15 protein-coding genes are annotated in these 17,088 nt (G+C 61.8%); 10 read left to right on the forward strand and 5 right to left on the reverse strand.

Translation table 11 applies throughout. The features are described 5' to 3' along the window. Positions 1-102 precede the first annotated feature (102 nt). From rimO to KF885_07190, 4 genes are all read right to left on the reverse strand, one after another. Positions 103-1,485 carry a 30S ribosomal protein S12 methylthiotransferase RimO gene (gene rimO, locus KF885_07175; GenBank protein MBX3048937.1) on the reverse strand — a complete coding sequence of 461 codons (1,383 nt, stop codon included), beginning with the start codon at positions 1,483-1,485 and terminating at the stop codon, positions 103-105. Between the two features lie 10 nt (positions 1,486-1,495). Then, positions 1,496-2,812 (reverse strand): DUF4115 domain-containing protein, encoded by a 1,317-nt coding sequence (locus tag KF885_07180; protein MBX3048938.1) that lies wholly within the window; start codon positions 2,810-2,812, stop codon positions 1,496-1,498. Positions 2,813-2,896: 84 nt separating this feature from the next. Further along, positions 2,897-3,556, reverse strand: a complete 660-nt coding sequence (rplI, locus tag KF885_07185; GenBank protein MBX3048939.1) for a 50S ribosomal protein L9 — start codon at positions 3,554-3,556, stop codon at positions 2,897-2,899. A gap of 98 nt (positions 3,557-3,654) precedes the next feature. Beyond that, positions 3,655-4,812: a DUF389 domain-containing protein gene (locus tag KF885_07190; GenBank protein MBX3048940.1), complete on the reverse strand. Its 1,158-nt coding sequence runs from the start codon at positions 4,810-4,812 to the stop codon at positions 3,655-3,657. A 41-nt stretch (positions 4,813-4,853) separates the two neighbouring features. Between KF885_07190 and KF885_07195 the strand changes: the two genes are divergently transcribed. The 10 genes from KF885_07195 to KF885_07240 all read left to right on the forward strand — a co-directional run bounded on the left by KF885_07195 (position 4,854) and on the right by KF885_07240 (position 15,502). Then, complete coding sequence (locus KF885_07195; protein MBX3048941.1) at positions 4,854-5,837, forward strand: hypothetical protein; 984 nt, start codon at positions 4,854-4,856, stop codon at positions 5,835-5,837. Positions 5,838-5,960: 123 nt separating this feature from the next. Continuing rightward, entirely contained in the window at positions 5,961-6,959 is a 999-nt protein-coding gene (locus tag KF885_07200) for a BMP family ABC transporter substrate-binding protein (GenBank protein MBX3048942.1), read from the forward strand. Between the two features lie 132 nt (positions 6,960-7,091). Then, entirely contained in the window at positions 7,092-8,663 is a 1,572-nt protein-coding gene (locus KF885_07205; GenBank protein MBX3048943.1) for an ABC transporter ATP-binding protein, read from the forward strand. 2 nt (positions 8,664-8,665) lie between these two features. Further along, positions 8,666-9,919: an ABC transporter permease gene (locus tag KF885_07210; GenBank protein ID MBX3048944.1), complete on the forward strand. Its 1,254-nt coding sequence runs from the start codon at positions 8,666-8,668 to the stop codon at positions 9,917-9,919. Between the two features lie 2 nt (positions 9,920-9,921). Continuing rightward, entirely contained in the window at positions 9,922-11,196 is a 1,275-nt protein-coding gene (locus tag KF885_07215; GenBank protein ID MBX3048945.1) for an ABC transporter permease, read from the forward strand. A gap of 66 nt (positions 11,197-11,262) precedes the next feature. Continuing rightward, positions 11,263-11,625: a DUF4260 domain-containing protein gene (locus KF885_07220; GenBank protein MBX3048946.1), complete on the forward strand. Its 363-nt coding sequence runs from the start codon at positions 11,263-11,265 to the stop codon at positions 11,623-11,625. Positions 11,626-11,864: 239 nt separating this feature from the next. Next, positions 11,865-12,785 carry a DUF3494 domain-containing protein gene (locus KF885_07225; GenBank protein MBX3048947.1) on the forward strand — a complete coding sequence of 307 codons (921 nt, stop codon included), beginning with the start codon at positions 11,865-11,867 and terminating at the stop codon, positions 12,783-12,785. A gap of 6 nt (positions 12,786-12,791) precedes the next feature. After that, positions 12,792-13,526, forward strand: coding sequence for a class F sortase (locus KF885_07230; protein MBX3048948.1), 735 nt, complete (start codon positions 12,792-12,794; stop codon positions 13,524-13,526). A 44-nt stretch (positions 13,527-13,570) separates the two neighbouring features. Beyond that, positions 13,571-13,717, forward strand: a complete 147-nt coding sequence (locus KF885_07235) for a lmo0937 family membrane protein (GenBank protein MBX3048949.1) — start codon at positions 13,571-13,573, stop codon at positions 13,715-13,717. A 180-nt stretch (positions 13,718-13,897) separates the two neighbouring features. After that, a complete protein-coding gene (locus KF885_07240) occupies positions 13,898-15,502 on the forward strand; it encodes an ABC-F family ATP-binding cassette domain-containing protein (protein ID MBX3048950.1) in 1,605 nt (534 codons plus the stop codon). On the opposite strand, the gene murJ is transcribed toward KF885_07240, so the two are convergent. Further along, entirely contained in the window at positions 15,499-17,088 is a 1,590-nt protein-coding gene (murJ, locus tag KF885_07245) for a murein biosynthesis integral membrane protein MurJ (protein ID MBX3048951.1), read from the reverse strand. The genes KF885_07240 and murJ overlap by 4 nt on opposite strands.

The raw sequence follows: 17,088 nt of genomic DNA on the forward strand, positions 1-17,088 counted from the left end.
GACTGGCGCTACTGTTAGTCCCGTAGGGCCGCAGCCTTGTCCCGAGCGGAGCGAAGGGATGCTGCGCCCTTGCCACTGTGGTTCGGTAAACAAGAAATGGGGCTAAAAATCGAAAGTGATCACATTGCGGCTGGTGTCCACCACGCCGCTCAGGTCATACGGCATCGCCCCGGTGATGCGCACCGGCACGATCTCGCCCAGGGGCGGCTGGCCTTCCACGAAGACCAGCCCGTCGATCTCTGGTGCGTCGCGGTAACTGCGGCCCACCGCGATCGGTTCAGCGCTGCCTTCCACTTCGCCGTGGCCTTCGATCAGCACATCCAGCGTCTTGCCCACCAAGGCCTGGTTGTTCTCCAGCGAAATGCGCTGCTGGGCCAGCATCAAGCGCTCTTTGCGTTCATCCTTCACTTCCTGTGGCAGCGGGTCGCCCAGCGGCTCGCTGGTCGTCCCCGGTTCGAACGAGAAGGTGAACACGCCCAGGCGGTCAAAGCGGATCTCTTCAATAAACTCCATCAAGGCCTGGAACTCTTCTTCGGTCTCGCCCGGGTAGCCCACAATAAACGTAGAGCGCAGCGCCAGGTCGGGCAGGGCCGCCCGCATCTTGGCCAGCGTGCGGTGCACCCAGCCCATGTTGGCCGGGCGGCGCATGCGCTTCAGCGTCGCCGGGTGGGCGTGCTGCAGCGGCATGTCCAAATAGGGGATCAGTTGCTTGTGGCTTGCCATCACTTCGATCTGCCGGTCGGTCAACGAGCCGGGGAAGTTGTACAAAATGCGGATCCAGTCCACGCCTGGCGCGGTCTCCACCAGCGCTTCCAGCAGGCCGGCCAGCCCGTCCTTCACGCCCAGCTCGTGGCCGTAGTCGGTGATGTCCTGGGCGATCAGGTTGATCTCGCGCACGCCGGCCGTTTCCAGGGCACGCGCCTCGGCCAAAATGCTCTCCCGCGGCCGGCTGACCAGCGTGCCTTTGATCAGCGGGATGGCGCAAAAAGCGCACGGCCGCCGGCAGCCGTCGGCGATCTTCAAATAAGCGCTGTACCCTTGTTGGGCCACGCGCAGCACATCACCCTCGTCGCGGCCCACCGTGGCGGCTTCATCCGGCAGGTGGTACAGCGGCTCCGGGCTGGTGCGCCGGCGCAGCTTGCCCACCAGCTCCAGCACATCCATCCAGCGCCGGGTGCCCAGCAGGGCATCCACGCCCGGCACGCGCTCGATCACTTCCGCGCCATAGCGCTGGCTTAGGCAGCCCGCCGCGATCAGCCATTGGTCGCCGCGCTTGCCTGCCGCCAGCTCGCCCAGCACCTGGTAGGACTCTTCTTTGGCCGGGCCAATGAAACCGCAGGTGTTAACGATCAGCACTTCGGCCTCGGCCGGGCTGCTGCTGGCGCGGTACCCGTCGCCCGCCAGCACCTGCGCCATCGATTCGGAATCGACCGTGTTCTTGGCGCAGCCCAGCGAAACCAAATGAAAGGACTTGGAGGAAGACATTCCAGCCATTCTAGGGGCTGCCACCGCTTGCGTCAACCGTATTGGTCGGCTGCGGGGTCAGCGTGGGCGTGGGGGATGGCGTGGGGCTGGGCGTCAGCAGGAAGTCGGCGGTGGCCGTCAAGATCGCCGGGTCAGTGGTCGGGGTTGGGGTTACCGTCGGCGTGGCCGCGCCTTGCTGGTTGAAGATGATATGCACTACGGCGCTGTAGTTGCCCAGCAGCCCCAGGTCTTGCTCGTTGAGGAAAGCCCGCACGGCCGCGCCGTTGCCGGCCACCAGTGTGATCTGGTTGAGCGCATTGAAGCTGTAGCTGCGGCCGGGCAGCGTGCGCCCCTCGAACTGGATCTCGCCGTCCACAGTCACCTGCATCCAGGTGCGCTGCAGGGCCAGCAGGCGGATGGACACCGTGCCGCTGGCGCCCACTTCGATCGTCGCTTCGCCCAGCACGCCCGGGGTGGGGGTGGCCTGGTCGCCCAGCAGGTTGATCGATCCGGGCGTGCCCGCTGGCGCCTCGTCCACAGACGGCGGCGCCGGCGTATTCAGCAGCAGGCCGGTCAGGGGTGGGGCGGTGGGCTCTGGCTCCTGGTTGGCCTGGGCCGCTGCCACCCGGCCAATGCCCCAGGCCACAAAGACCAGCAGGGTCAGCCCCAGAAAACTGCCCAGCAGCAGGTCGCGCGAGAACAGCGTGCTCAGCCAGGGCGGCAGCCGCAGCACCAGCTTGGGCAGCTGGAAGCTGGGCCGTTTGATGCGGGGCTTGCTCGCCTGCCGGGCGGCGAAGCGCGCTTGCAGCGCTTCCGCATAACGCAGCAGCAGGCCTTCGCCTTCCAAGCCGAGGAAGTCGGCGTAATTGCTCAGCAGGCCGCGCGCCTGCGTGGGCGAGGGAAAGCTGTCAAAATCGCCCTTCTCCAGTCGCTGCAGTTGGTGTTCGGGAATGTGCGTGCTGGATTCCACTTCCGCGACGCTCAGTTGCAGGGCTTCGCGTTGCTGGCGCAGCTCGGCGCCGATCGCCGCAAATGTGGCTGCGCTGTGGTCGCCATCTGCCGCCGGGGCGATCGGCGCTGGCGTCGCCGGGTTCTCTTCGGCCGCGACGGGTTCAGGTTTGGGCTGCAGCAGGTCCAGCAGCGCTTTGCCGTCCAGCTCCAGGTAGGCGGCGTAGGCCCGCAAAAAGCCGCGCAGCTGCGCCGCCGAGGCCAGCTGGCTCAGGTCGCCGGCTTCCAGCGCCGCCAAATATTGCACGCGGATATGGGTGGCTTGTGAGACTTCGCCCAGGTCCAGACCGCGTCGTTCACGCGCCTGGCGTAATTGCTGGCCAACTTCAATTGCGCTCATTGTCGGGAAGAAAAATCAGCCTGCGGCATGGGGACGCGCAGGCTGATAATCAAACATGGAAAGGCCTGCCCGTTGGGCAGTGGCTTAGTTCCCCTCGGCGTCTTCGTCCTCACCAGCGGTGTGGGCGTCCAGCTCCTCGCTGGCTTCAGCTTCGGGTTCACCCGCGGCTTCCGCGGCAGGTTCTGTGGCGGCTTCGGCCACTTCTTCGATCTCTTCAACCACGGCCGCCACCTGGGGTCCACCACCGCCGCTGGCAGCCGCCAGCTCTTCGGCGGCCATCATGTAGTTCTCGGGGTTCTCGCCTTCGCGGTACACGATCACCTCAAACTCAGGGATGATGTCCACTGTCAAGCGCACGGCGGCCTTGTGCAGACCCAGCAGGCGCAGCGGATCGGTGTTGATCTGGCGCTTATCCAGCATCAGCCCCAGCTTCTCGTTCAGCTGGTCGGCCATCATCTGCGTGGTCACCGAGCCGTACAGTTTGCCGGTTTCACCGGCGCGGGCGGGGAAGAACAACTGCAGGCCCGCAAAGCGCTCGGCCACCACCTTCATCTCGGTGTTCAGCTGGTCGCGGCGCTTGCCAGCTTCCGCGCTAATGCGCTCGGCCATCTTGACCGCGCCCTTGGTGGCGGGCACAGCCAGACCCTGGGGGATCAGGAAGTTGCGGCCAAACCCGTTGGCCACTTTCTTCACCTGGCCGGCGCGGCCCAGTTTATATACATCTTCAAGCAATAAAACGTCCATCGTATGGTTCCTTGGTCCTTTTGGGGCTTTCCGGGCCGGTTTAGCCCGGCGCAGGACGGGCTGAATTCTACCAGAGGGGGGTACAAGCGTCAACGACCTTAAGGCCGTGCAGTGGCCGTGGCCAGCAGCCCATCCAGGATCCAGCCATAGGCATCCAGGCTGGGCACATACACCCGCAACCACAGCCGGCCGCCAGCGCTGGCCGGCGGCTCGGGTAGCAAGTGCACCACGCTTCCATTCAATACGGAGCTGATGGTTTGCCCGGCCGGTTCGGCGCGCACAAAGGCGCCATTGCTGTCGGGCACTGCGATCACTGCGATCACCGGCTGCGGCGTGGGGCTGGGGGTCTGTGAGGGCGTGGGGGTTGGCGACGGCGTACGTGTGGGTCTTGGGCTGGGCGTGGGTGTCTGGCTTGGCGTTGGGGTTTGTGTCTGGCTGGGCGTTACGCTGGGCGTCAGTGTGGGCAGCCCCAGGCGGGCGCCCAGCACGGCTCCCGCGCCGCTCAGGATCACGAAGAACAGCGCGGCCGCCAGCAGCAGCGCACCCCCAATGGAATAGCCGAGGAAGTTCGGCGGGCGGAAGCCGGCCAAAGCCAGGCCCAGCGCGCCGGCCAGCACGGCCGCCGCCAGGTGCAGGGCGAAGATCACCAGGCCATCCGGCCACAAGAAAGCGCCGCCACCGCCCAGCCCAAATCCGGCGGCCACTGCCGGGGCGAACAGGCCGTAGGCCAGCAGCAGGCTGGGCAGCTCGGCCTGCTGCTCACGCACCAGGGTGGCCGTGGTCAGCGCACCGGCGGCCAGCATCAGCAGCAGGGCCAGCCAGTCAAAGCGCGTATGGGTCAGGGCCAGGCTGCTGCCGCCTGCGCCGGCGGCTAGGCCGGCTAGCCAGCCGGCGCCCATTGCCAGCCCGCAGCCCAGCAGCAGGGCGGCCAGACCGCGCACAAACTGGCGCGGCGCACCCAGCGCCACGCCCAAGGCGATACCGGCCGCCGGCGTCATCGCCGGGGCCATCAACGCGCCCAGCAGCAGCAAGTAGGGCGCATTCCACAGAAAGGCCAGGGCCATCACCGCCCCGGAGAAAAGGCTGTATAAAAAGAAGTCCAGGTTGGGCGCCGCCTGCTGCGCCACGCGCTCCAGCGCTTGGCTGCGTTCATCGCTGTCCAGCGGGCCAAACAAGTTGCGGGCGTTCTGCCGCCGCCGGGCGGCGGGCAGCTGCGGGTCATTGTCTGGCTGGGTGTGGATCGGCGGTAGGTTCATTCGCAGTGTGGGTTGCGCGGTATTATACAAGAGCAACTTTTATGAGACGCTTTTCTACCCATTTGTCCCTACTGGTATTGCTGGCTGTGCTCCTCTCCGCCTGCGGCGCCGGCCAGCCCACCACCCCCACGCCCGAAGTGTCTGTGCCTCCTACCGCGGTCCCGACGCAGGAGGCGGCCCAACCGCTGCTCCTGCTGATCGCCCCGCCCGATGCCGACGCCGGCTTGCTGGCCGTGGCGGCTGAGATTGCCGCTGCCCGCGCCGCAGAAGCGGGCATGCGCTTCGAACAACGCCAAATGCTGGACGCCGCCCAAATACCCGCCGAACTGGACACCCTGGTCTTGTTGGCCCCGGACCCCGGCGCCGCCGCCTTGGCCGCTGCCGCGCCCCAGGCGCGCCTGGTCGCTGTGGGCTTTTCGCCGGCGGAACCGGCCGCCAACCTCACCGCCTTGTCTTTGGGCGGGGGAGGCGGCAATTCCGCCGCCTTTTTGGCTGGCTATCTGGCGGCCGTCACCGCCACAGACTGGCGTGCGGGCGTGCTCTATTCGCCCTCCAGCCAGGCGCTGGCCCAGAGCTTTGCCGCCGGCGCCGAGTATTTCTGCGGCCTGTGCCGCCCCGCTGGCCCGCCAGATGTGGACTTGCCTATGCTCCAGCCGGCCGACCCGGGTAGCTGGCAGGCCGCCGCAGACCAATTGCTGTTCGGCGGGGTGCGCGTGGTCTATTTGCCGCCGGATCTGGAGAACAGCGGTGCGGCCCAATACCTGGCGGGTTACGGCGTGCTGATCATCGGCAACGGCGCACCGCCGCCTGACCTGGCGGCCAACTGGGTCGCCAGCGTCGGCGCCGACCCGGCCGCTGCCTTGCGCCAGCAGTTGCCCGCCGCCCTGGCTGGGCAGCCCCTGCCCAGCGCCGCCAGCGTGCTGGGCTTCAGCCATATCAACCCCCAGTGGCTCAGCCAGGGCCGCTTGGACCATATGGCCCTCATTATTGCTGAACTGGAACAAGGTCTGATTACCCTGGACTGACGTACAGCTTAAAAAATGCCCGCGCCGCTGAGCATTTTCTTGATTTGCCAAAATACTCATGCTACACTTAGTCAACTTGCGGCCCACTGGCTGCGTCTCACAATCTTCTAGGAGGAAGACTGTATGCATAAGAGATTTTCTACTTTGCTTGCCCTTACTGTGGGTCTGGCGCTGGTTTTGGCCGCCTGCGGGGGGACGGCGCCGGGCGCAGCCGACTTTAAGGCCTGCCAGGTAACCGATACCGGCGGCATCGATGATGCCTCCTTCAACCAGACCGCTTGGGCTGGTGTAGAACAGGCCGTTGCTGAGTTGGGCATTGAAAGCGCCTTCGTTGAATCCAACGAACAAGCCGACTACGAGCCCAACATCAACGCCATGATCGACCAGGGTTGTGACCTGATCATCACCGTGGGTTTCCTGATGGGTGACGCCACCGCGGCTGCGGCGGCTGCCAATCCGGACCAGGCTTTCGGCATTATCGATGTCGATTATCTGGACTTCCCCAATCTGACGGGTCACGCCTTCGCCACCGACCAGGCTGCTTTCCTGGCTGGTTACCACGCGGCTGCCAACACGCAGACCGGCGTGGTGGGCACTTTCGGCGGCATCAACATTCCGCCGGTGACTGTCTTCATGGACGGCTTCTGGTACGGCGTGCAGTACTACAACCAAGAGCATGGCACCAACGTGCAGGTTCTCGGTTGGGATCCTGCTGTGCAGGATGGCCTGTTCACGGGCAACTTCGACTCCCTGGATGACGGGCGTGCCTTTGCTGAGAGCCTGATGGACGAAGGCGCCGACATCATCATGCCGGTGGCCGGCCCCGTGGGCCTGGGCTCTGCGGCTGCCATTCAAGAGCGCGGCAATGCTTGGCTGATCGGTGTTGACAGCGATTGGTCCCAAACCGCTCCGGAATACGCTGGCATCATTCTGAATTCGGTGCTGAAGAAGATGGATGCAACCGTCTTTGAGCACATTCAGGCTGCGATCAGCGGCGAGAGCGCCGGTGCGCTTATCGTGGGCACCTTGGAGAACGGCGGCGTAGGTGTAGCCACCAGCTTCCCCGAGATGCAGGCTCTGGTTGACGGCATCGTTGCCGGCGACATCCAGACCGGCCCGTAATCTGGATCTTTGATGCAAGAGGAAAAGAGCCGAGTACTTGTACTCGGCTCTTTTTTCTGCATGGAGCAGGTGGTTTCTACGCTCATGGTAGAATGCCGTCTGACTATCCACAAGCAGCCGCTGAGGTAGCCGATGCCCCCTGTTCTTGAACTTCGTAACATCACCAAACGCTTCCCTGGTGTGCTTGCCAATGACCGTATTGACCTGACGCTCAATCGTGGGGAAATCCATGCTTTGCTCGGGGAAAACGGGGCGGGCAAGTCTACCTTGATGAATATCCTCTATGGCCTCTACCAGCCGGATGAGGGCGAGGTCTTCATCAACGGCCAACTGGCCCGTATCGACTCCCCTACAGATGCCATTCATGCCGGCGTCGGCATGGTACACCAGCACTTCATGCTCATTCCGGTCTTCACCGTCACCGAGAATGTCATGCTGGGCTCAGAGAGCGTCAAAGCGGGCGGAGTGCTGGACCGCAAAACCGCCGCTGAGCGTATCCGCGAGATTTCCTCTGCTTACGGATTGGCGGTAAACCCGGACGACTACGTGCGCGATCTGCCGGTCGGCGGCCAGCAGCGTGTGGAGATCATTAAGCTGCTGTACCGAGAAGCGGACATTCTCATCCTGGATGAGCCGACCGCCGTGCTGACTCCCCAGGAAGCGGACGAACTCTTCAAGATCATGCACTCCCTGACCGAGCGCGGCAAATCCATTATTTTTATCACCCATAAGCTGCGTGAAGTGCTGGACATTGCCGACCGCATCACGGTCATCCGGCGCGGCCAGGTGGTTGGCTCCACCACGCCTAAACAGGCCGACCAAAACAAGCTGGCCTCCATGATGGTGGGCCGCGAAGTGGATCTCAAGCTGGTGAAAAAAGCCGCCAAACCCGGCGCGGTGGTCTTGGAGGTCGAGAACCTCAAGGTCGCCGATGACCGCAGCCAGATCGCGGTGGACGGCATTTCTTTCCAGGTGCATGCGGGCGAGGTGCTGGGTGTTGCCGGCGTTCAGGGCAATGGCCAAACCGAGCTGGTCGAAGCTGTCACTGGCTTGCGCAGCGCTTTGGAAGGTCATATTCACCTGTTGGGCGAAGATACCACGCAGGCCAGCCCGCGGCATATTACGGAGTTAGGCACCGCCCACATTCCAGAAGACCGCCAACGCGATGGTCTGGTGCTCAATTTCCCCGTAGCAGATAACCTGGTCCTCAACACCTATTACAAACAGCCGTATTCCAAGGGCCTCATCATGCAGCACGAGCTGATTGCCGAAACAGCCAAAACGCGGGTGGAGAACTTCGACATCCGTACTCCCAGTGTGGAAACCTCCGCGGGCAGCCTGTCCGGCGGCAACCAACAAAAGGTCATCGTGGCCCGTGAGCTCTCGCGCCCACTCAAGCTGGTGGTGGCTTCGCAGCCCACCCGCGGCTTGGACGTCGGCTCTATTGAATACATTCACGGTCGCTTGGTCGCCAGTCGCGACGAAGGCGCGGCTGTGTTGCTGGTTTCTTCTGAGCTGGACGAGATCATGCAGCTCTCTGATCGCATTGCGGTTATGTATCGGGGCAAGATCGTAGACGTCCTGCCGGCCAAGGGCGCCAGCAAAGAACAGATTGGCTTGCTGATGGCAGGCCTACCTGGGCAAAAAACGCTCAAGAACGCCACTAAACCCGCCAAACGTGGTAAATCTCGCAAGGACGCGTGAGCATGGCAAAAAAAGACACTCAACCCCAGTCGTCCTCCAAGAAGAAAACCGCTTTCGGCATCTTTCTTGAGGAGCTCACCCGCGGTTCGCTCCTCGTGCCGATCCTGGCCATCGTAACGGGTTTACTCCTGGGAGGCCTGATTGTGGGGCTGACCACGGAGCAGGTCTACACCACCTGGTCCGAGTCACCGTTGGAGGCCATCGGCATCGGCGTTAACGCCGCCTTGCGCTCGTATGGCGCGCTGTTCAACGGCTCAATTGGCAATCCCGAACGCATCATCGATGCCTTGTCCAGTGGGGAAGAAGCCGCCATTCGGCGGGCCTTCAATCCTTTCCTTGAAAGCCTGACCAAGTCTGTGCCCTATATCTTCGCTGGCTTGGCGGTGGCGTTGGGTTTCCGGGCAGGTTTGTTTAATATCGGCGCGGAGGGTCAGCTGTTCATTGGCGCGATCACGTCGGTATATGTCGGCTTCGCCCTCACCGGTTTGCCGGCCATCATTCACCTGCCCTTGGCGTTGGGCGCCGGCGCTCTGGGCGGCGCGCTTTGGGGCTTCATCCCGGGTTGGCTGAAAGCCAAGACCGGCGGGCATGAGGTCATCAACACCATCATGATGAACTACATTGCCTTCCGCCTCAGTGAATACCTGCTGCGCGGTCCGCTGCAGCGCCCGGGCAGCACCAACCCGATCAGTCCTTTTGTCGAAGCCAGTGCACAACTGCCGCGCTTCTTCGATAGTCCCATCCGCTTCCATCTTGGCTTCTTCATCGCTTTGGCCGCCGCCTATGGTGTGTATTGGCTGCTCTTTAAAACCCGGATTGGTTTTGAGCTGCGCACAGTGGGGGCCAACCCCAAGGCGGCCCGCTATGCGGGCATGAATATCGTCTGGGTCACTGTGCTGGCCATGAGCTTGTCTGGGGCTTTGGCCGGGATGGCCGGTGCCAATGAAGTGCTGGGCGTAAACTACAATCTGGCGCCTGCCTTTTCCTCTGGTTATGGCTTCGATAGCATTGCTTTGGCCCTGATCGGGAAGAGTCACCCGCTGGGTGTGGTGCTGGCTGCGCTGCTGTTCGGCACCCTGCGCAACGGCGCCCTGCAAATGCAAATTGCAGCCAATGTTCCAGTGGACATCATCTCGGTTATGCAGGCGCTGATCCTGGCCTTCATCGCCGCCCCGGCCATCATCCGTACCATCTACCGCCTGCGCACTCCGGAAGATGATGACGACCAGCTGCATGTGCGTGGCTGGGGAGGTTAAGCATGAGTTCCCAGTCGACCACGATTCCAACTACCGTCGCCTTTGGCACAGCCCGGCGCCGCACCACAATGGGCATTGTTTTCCTGGCCCTGGCTGGAGTGATTTGGTACTTCTTCAGCCGCACTACTCAGGCAGGGATGATCACCACCTTCACCCTCAATCCAGGCGGCAGCCAGGCCAACTTCCCGGACCTGGTTTTTGGTACGTTGCCGATCCTCAATGTTCTCGCTTCAGTCTGCGCACTGATGGGTGCCTTTCAATTGGTGCGTGGCTTTGGCAAGCGCACCAATGTAGTGTTGGGCTTGGTGGCCGCGTTGTTCATCTTTGCCTTCCTCTCTTGGGTGGCCTCCGGCGCTTCGCTCAACCTGGCCGGCTTGCTGCGGGCCACGCTGATCCGGGCGATACCCATCACTCTGGGAGCATTGTCCGGCATCTTGTGCGAACGGGCGGGCGTAGTCAACATCGCCATTGAGGGCATGATGCTGACCAGCGCCATGCTGGCCGCCATCTTTGGCAGCATGTATGGTTTGTGGGTCGGTTTGTTGAGCGGTGTGATCGCCGGCGGCCTCTTGGCCTTGGTCCACGCCATTCTTTCCATTAAATATAAAACTGACCAGATCGTTTCCGGCACGGTGATCAACATTTTTTCGATAGGCATCACCTCATTCATTTCTGCCAAGTATCTGGCCAGCAGTCGCCACCTCAACAATCCTGGCATTTTTTCGGAGATCCAGGTCCCCGGCCTGGTGGACATCCCCTTCATCGGCCCGATCGTCTTCTCTCACAACATCTTCTTCTTTGGCATGGTCATCTTGCTGGCCTTGTTGCACTTCGGTCTGTTCTTCACCCGCTGGGGGTTGCGCCTGCGCTCGGTGGGCGAACACCCTAAGGCTGCCGACACCCTGGGTATTAATGTCTTTAGGACCCGGTACATGGCGGTGATCCTGGGCGGCATGATGGCCGGTTTTGGCGGCGCTTACTTCACCCTGGGGTCAGTGGGGCGCTTTGATGAGGTCATGACTGCTGGGCGTGGCTTCATTGGCCTGGCCGCCATGATCTTCGGCAACTGGAACCCCTTCGGGGCCTTTGGCGCCGGCCTGCTCTTCGGTTTTGCCGATATGCTGGCGGCGCGTCTTGCTATTCTGGGCGTACGCGTGCCCTCGGAATTTCTGCTGATGGCGCCGTACGTTGCCACCATGATCATCCTGGCTGGCGTGGTTGGCCGCGGTCAAATGCCCGCCGCCGACGGCCAGCCTTATGAGAAGGAAGGCCACTAAACACATTTCTTGCGCGTGGCTGCCGTTGCTTTTGTACAGTTCGCCATGACGAGTTTGGGAATTGATATGAAAAATATACTGCGCCTGGAAGAAATAGCCCTGTTCGCTCTGGGCTTGGCCGCTTATGCTCACACCGGGCTCAGCTGGGGCTGGTTCCTACCCCTGCTCTTCCTCCCGGATGCGAGCGGGATCGGCTATCTGCTGAATCCTCGCATTGGCGCGCTGCTCTACAATTTTGCCCATCACCGTGGCGTGGCCGTCTTGTTCTACCTGGCGGGGCAGTGGCTGGCAGCGCCGCTGCTCACGATTGCCGGCGTGGTCTTGTTCATTCACATCGCCATGGATCGCTTCTTTGGGTACGGCCTGAAATACCCGGATTCCTTCCACAATACGCACCTCGGCCCCATCGGCAAGGCGCGCCGCGCTTAGGGTCTGAAAGCAGGCTGGAGCAGGCACGCTGGAGCAAGAGATTCGTGCCTTCTCCTTAGAAAGCTCTCATAAACGAAATTCCCCAGCGGATTGCCCTATACTGAAAGTAACCACTGGATTGTTCTTTGTCCTCTAAGGGGTGTATACAACTAGAGGGCCTCTTGCTCACCTCCCTTGGTTGGAGGGTTAAATTGAATACTAGAAGATGTCTTAGACTCTTAGTCATTCTAGGAGTGTGTTTGGCCTTGGCCCAGCCATCATTGGCCGCCTTGGCAAGACCACTTGCCGCCATATCGCCTACACTCGGCGCAGTTGGCAGCTATTCTGTATTAGCGGGGTCTCAAGTCACCAATTCCGGGCCTACCAGCATGCCCGGCGACTTGGGGGTCAGCCCAAGTATAGGGGTGCCGCCTCATGTTATTGGTTTCCCGCCCGGCAGTGCAGGGCCGCCCGGCACCATCCATGACGCTGATGCACACGCCGCAGCCGCCCAAGCGGACAATACCGCCGCCTTTGCCTTCATTGACCAGATCTGCGATGTCAGCTATGCAGGCACCAAAGACCTCGCGGGAGAAAACCTTGTCGCCGGCGTGTATTGCGCGGATGCTTTTCAGTTATCCGGGACTCTGATTCTCAGCGGCGCTGGTGTGTGGATTTTCAAATCCGCCTCGGATCTGGTCACTTCAGGAGCGGCCAACGTAGTGGGCGGAGATGCTTGCAACGTGTGGTGGCGGGTGGTCAGCTCGGCCACACTCGGCACGAGTACTTCGTTTATCGGCAACATTCTTGCGCTTACGTCGATCAGCTTGCAGACCAACGCAAGCTTGCAAGGCCGCGCGCTGGCGCAAACCGGGCAGGTTTCTTTGGACTCGAATGTGATCACCGGAGCGGCCTGCCTCACGACTTCACCCGCACCGACCCCCACTGCAACTCCGCTATCTGTGGCTGGCGGTGGGGCTGGGATAACCAGCACCGGCGGAAGCAGCGATGATGACGCTAGCAATGCGGGTGACCCAAATGCGGTGATCGGCGGGTTGCCAGATACTGGCGGTGCGCCCATCCGTACCCAAAACTTTGCACTGAATTTGTTGGTCTTTGGCATTGTGACCGCCCTGATCCTGGGGGTTCTCTATCGACGCGCCTCTCAGACGAGACGGTAGGCCTCTATGCAAAACGATAACAAGCCCAGCCCGAGACCCTCTCCCGGGTGGCTGTTTGCCTGCTTGATTGCATCAGGTCTGCTTGCTGGTTGTGCAGATGATGTCCGTGAAAGAGTCCTACCACCTGCGCGTGTGCTTCTGCAAACAGCTCAGCCACTCATCCAGGCCTTGCCTACCGCCTATTATTTGGAGAACCTGGTCGATGTTGGCCTGCTGTTAGGCGCCGGTCCAGTCCAGATTCCCTTGCAGCTGGTCATCCCTGCACTCGGCATTAGCGCCCCGATCCTGGCGGTGGGCCTGACATCCGAAAATCGGATGGATGCGCCTAAAGGTCCAATTGGCGACGCCGTATGGGGGTCCGCTTTCTGGTATCGAGGCGGGGGAAACCCCGGCGCGATTGGGACTGCCACAATCGCGGCCCATGTCAATGACCCCTTAGGTGTGCCGGAGATTTTCGCCAACTTGGCGCAACTTCAGCCTGGGGATCAGATCATCATTCATGCCAAGGAAACCGGTCTCGATATCGTCTTCGTCATTTATGAGGTGATTACTTACACAACCTTGGAATCGCTCGACCCGGCCATACTTGTGCGCATTTTCGGGGCCGGGCCGGTGACGGGCAAAGCAGCCCAGCCGGCCCAGGATGGCCTTTCCCATCTCGCCCTGATTACCTGCGCCGGAGACATCATTGACGGCGCATTCGATCATCACACAGTGGTTTACGCCACCCGCAGCGATTGAGACTGCAGGTTGCTTTATCTCAACACACATTCAAAGGAGTTTTCATGCTTGAAACCATTATCATTATTTTGCTCGTCTTATGGCTGCTCGGCGCGTTGGGCCGTGTGCGCGTCCCCGCCTTAAGCGGGAATCTGGTTCACATCATCCTGGTGATCGCTGTGATCCTGATCATCTTTCGCTTGATGGGATAAGACTAGACCCAATCAAAAAGGGCGCAGGTTCCTGCGCCCTTTTTGATTTTTAAGTTAGACTTTTCAAGTATTCTGGTCGTTCAACGAAAAAACGCGCAGCTGTTGGCGTGCTAGCACAGGAGTCTTGAAATTATTGCGTTCAGCCTCGACCGGGTGACGGTGTCCTATAATGCCGCCCCCGTGTTCGAAAATCTCTCTTGGGATATCCACAATGACCGCTGTGTGGGCCTTGTAGGCCCCAACGGCGCCGGCAAGAGCAGCTTGCTGAAGATGATCAGCGGGGAGCTGAGCACCGAAAGTGGCTTTGCCAACGCGCGCGGCGCCATCAGTATCGGTTACCTGCACCAGGAGCCGCGCCTGAACCCGGAATACAGCGTCATCCAGGAAGCACTGACCGCCTCCAGCCGGCTGCCGGAGCTGCAAGCCCGCCTGGCCGGGGTGGAGGCCGATATGGGCCGGCCCGAGGTCTATTCAGATGAAAAGAAGCTCTCTCGCAAGATCGAAGAGCAGGCCGCGCTGCTGGAAGAATTTACCCGTATTGGCGGCCCGGGCTATGAAGGCCAGGTGCGTGCCACCTTGCTCAACCTGGGTTTTGAAGAGCACGAGCTGGAGCTGCCCATCACCGCCCTGAGCGGCGGGCAGAAGAAGCTGGTTGGCTTGGCCAAATTGCTGGTGGTGCAACCTGACCTGCTGCTCCTCGACGAACCCGACAACCACCTCGACATGCAGGGTAAGGACTTCCTGGAGAAGTACATCCGCAGCTATCCGGGTGGAGTGGTCATCGTCTCGCATGACCGTTACTTGCTGGACGTCGTGGCCGATGAGATTGCCGACCTGGAAGAAGGTCGCATCACCGTCTATCCCGGCAACTACTCGGAATATGCCGCCGAAAAGGATGCGCGCCGCGTGCAGCAACAGCACCAGTTTGATGTTCAGCAGCGCGAAATCAAACGCCTGGAATTGTCTGCCAAGCGCATGTTGACCTGGGGCCGCTCGCACGAGAACGAAAAGCTCATCCGCCGCGCCAAGTCGATGATGAAGCGCATCGAAAAGATGGACAAGGTGGACAAGCCCCTCGCCGAGCGCAAGGATATGGGTCTGCAGCTGGCGGGCTGGCGCGGCAGCAACAAAGTGCTGGAGATCAGCGGGCTGCGCAAAGGCTTTGAGGTTGTGGGCGAAGAGCAGCGCAAGGAAGTGCTCACCGGCCTGGATCTGACCCTGTGGCACGGCGAACGTGTCGGCCTGGTGGGGCCGAACGGCGCCGGCAAGTCGCTGCTTTTTCGCTTGCTGCTGGATCGCGAGCAGCCCGATGCCGGCCAGATCAAGCTGGGGCCGAGCATCCGGCATGCTTATTACGCCCAGGAGCACGAGACGCTGGACAGCTCACGTTCCCTGCTGGACACAGTGCGCCGGGCGGCCAACCTCAGCGAACCTCACGCTACGAGCCTGCTGGCGCGTTTCCTCTACAGCTATCAGCAGCTCAACAACCGCGTCGATACGCTCTCCGGCGGCGAGCGCAGCCGTCTTCAGCTGCTGCTGATCATGCTCAGCGGGGCCAATTTCCTGCTGCTGGATGAGCCCACCAACAATCTGGACATTCGCTCCGCCGAGGTCTTGGAAGAAGTGCTCGAAGGGTTTGAGGGCAGCGTGATGATGATCTCACACGACCGTTATTTCCTCGACCAGGTCGCGACCCGCGTTGTCGAACTGCAGGATGGCAAACTGATCGATTACCCCGGCGGCTACAGCGACTATCAGGAAGCTAAGGCAAAAGAGAAACGCTAGGCGTGCGGGCTGGCGGATTGCCGGCCCATGTGTGCAAAGGCTTTAATTTCAGGCCACACAAAGGGCAGCGTCAGGCCCAGGCCGACCAGCATGCCCAACAGGGCGATCAGCCATGGCGGCCCCGGCGCAAAGCGCATCAGGCCAAACAGCGTCAGGCTGCCCAGGATGGAGGCCAGCCCCACGCGGGCCAGCGTGTCCCAGCTGCTCAACAGGCCCTGATAGCCGCGCCCCAGCAGCCAGAGCAGCAAGATCGCTTCGGATGTAAAGGCCAGCGTGCCTGCCAAGGCGATGCCGCCGGCGCCCATCCGGCCGGTCAACCACACCGCCAGCACAATGAACACCACCGCGTTCAGCGCCGCCGCCCACATGGGTGTCTTGGCGTTTTGCGTGGCGTAAAACGAACGTGAGGCGATCTCCAGCAGAGCGTGCCCCGTCAGCCCGGCCAGGTACAGGCGCGTGACCCACACCACCAGGTCGACCTCGCCAGGGCTAAAGGCGGGAAAGGCGCGTGCCACCAGCGGTGGCAGGCCAATCGCCAGCAGCACTGCCGAGGGGACGGTAAAGGCCAGGATGGCGCGCACCGCGCCGTTCACGGTCTGCGTGAACTTTTCGCCCAGACCCAGGCTGAACAGTTCCGAGATGCTGGGCAGCAGGGCGATCGCCACCGCTGAGCCGAGCAGCGTCTCCGGCACCTGCATGATGAACCAGCCCAGGTTCAACGCCGTGATCGAGCCTTCGGGCAGCGGCGAAGCCAGGCTGTCGCGCGCCACGAAATAGATGTGAATAAAGAGCATCGTCAGCACCCGCGGCCCCATCAGGCGCAGCACCTGCTGCACGCCGGGGGTGTGCAGGCCCACCACGGGCTGCCAGCGGAAGCCGTAGCGCAACAGGCCGGGCACTTGGATGCCCAGGTGCAGCAGTGCCCCCAGAATCACGCCCCACACCAAGCCGTGGATGCCCATGCCTGCATGCGGCAGGGTGATGCTGCCCAACGAGTAACCGCTCTCCGGTGCCAGAATGAGCGCGCCAAAGATCTGGCCCACGTTGTAGAGCGCCGGGGCCAGCGCCGGCAGGAGGAAATGTTGGTTGGCTTGCAGCGCGGCCATCGCCAGGCCGCTTAGCGAAAAGATCAGGATGGCGACCAGGTCCAGGCGCATCAGTTCCACCGCCAGTGCTTGCTGCTCGGCAGGGAAGCCGGGGGCGATCACCACTTCGATCAGCCAGGGGGCAAAAAGGGCGATGATCACTGAAAGCAGCGCAGTCACGATGAACGCCAGATTCAGCACGCGCACGAACAGCGCCCAGGTTTCGCCGCGGCCGCGCTTTTCCAGGTAATCAGATAAGACCGGGATCAAGGCTACACCCAGCGCACCACCCGAGATCAGGGCGGAGAGCAGGTCCGGGATGTTGTTGGCCACGTTGAAGACGTCCAGTTCATAGCTCAGGCCGAAATGGTTGTTGACGATGATCTGGCGCACAAAAGCCAGCACCTTGTCCACGCCAAAAAAGAAGGCGATCAACAGCGTTGAGCGGGCAAAATGCGAGAGGCGGGGGGGCTTTTGAGTAGCGATGTGCGATTTTATCAT

This window comes from Anaerolineales bacterium (assembly GCA_019637805.1).
GTDB lineage: Bacteria > Chloroflexota > Anaerolineae > Anaerolineales > UBA11579 > JAMCZK01.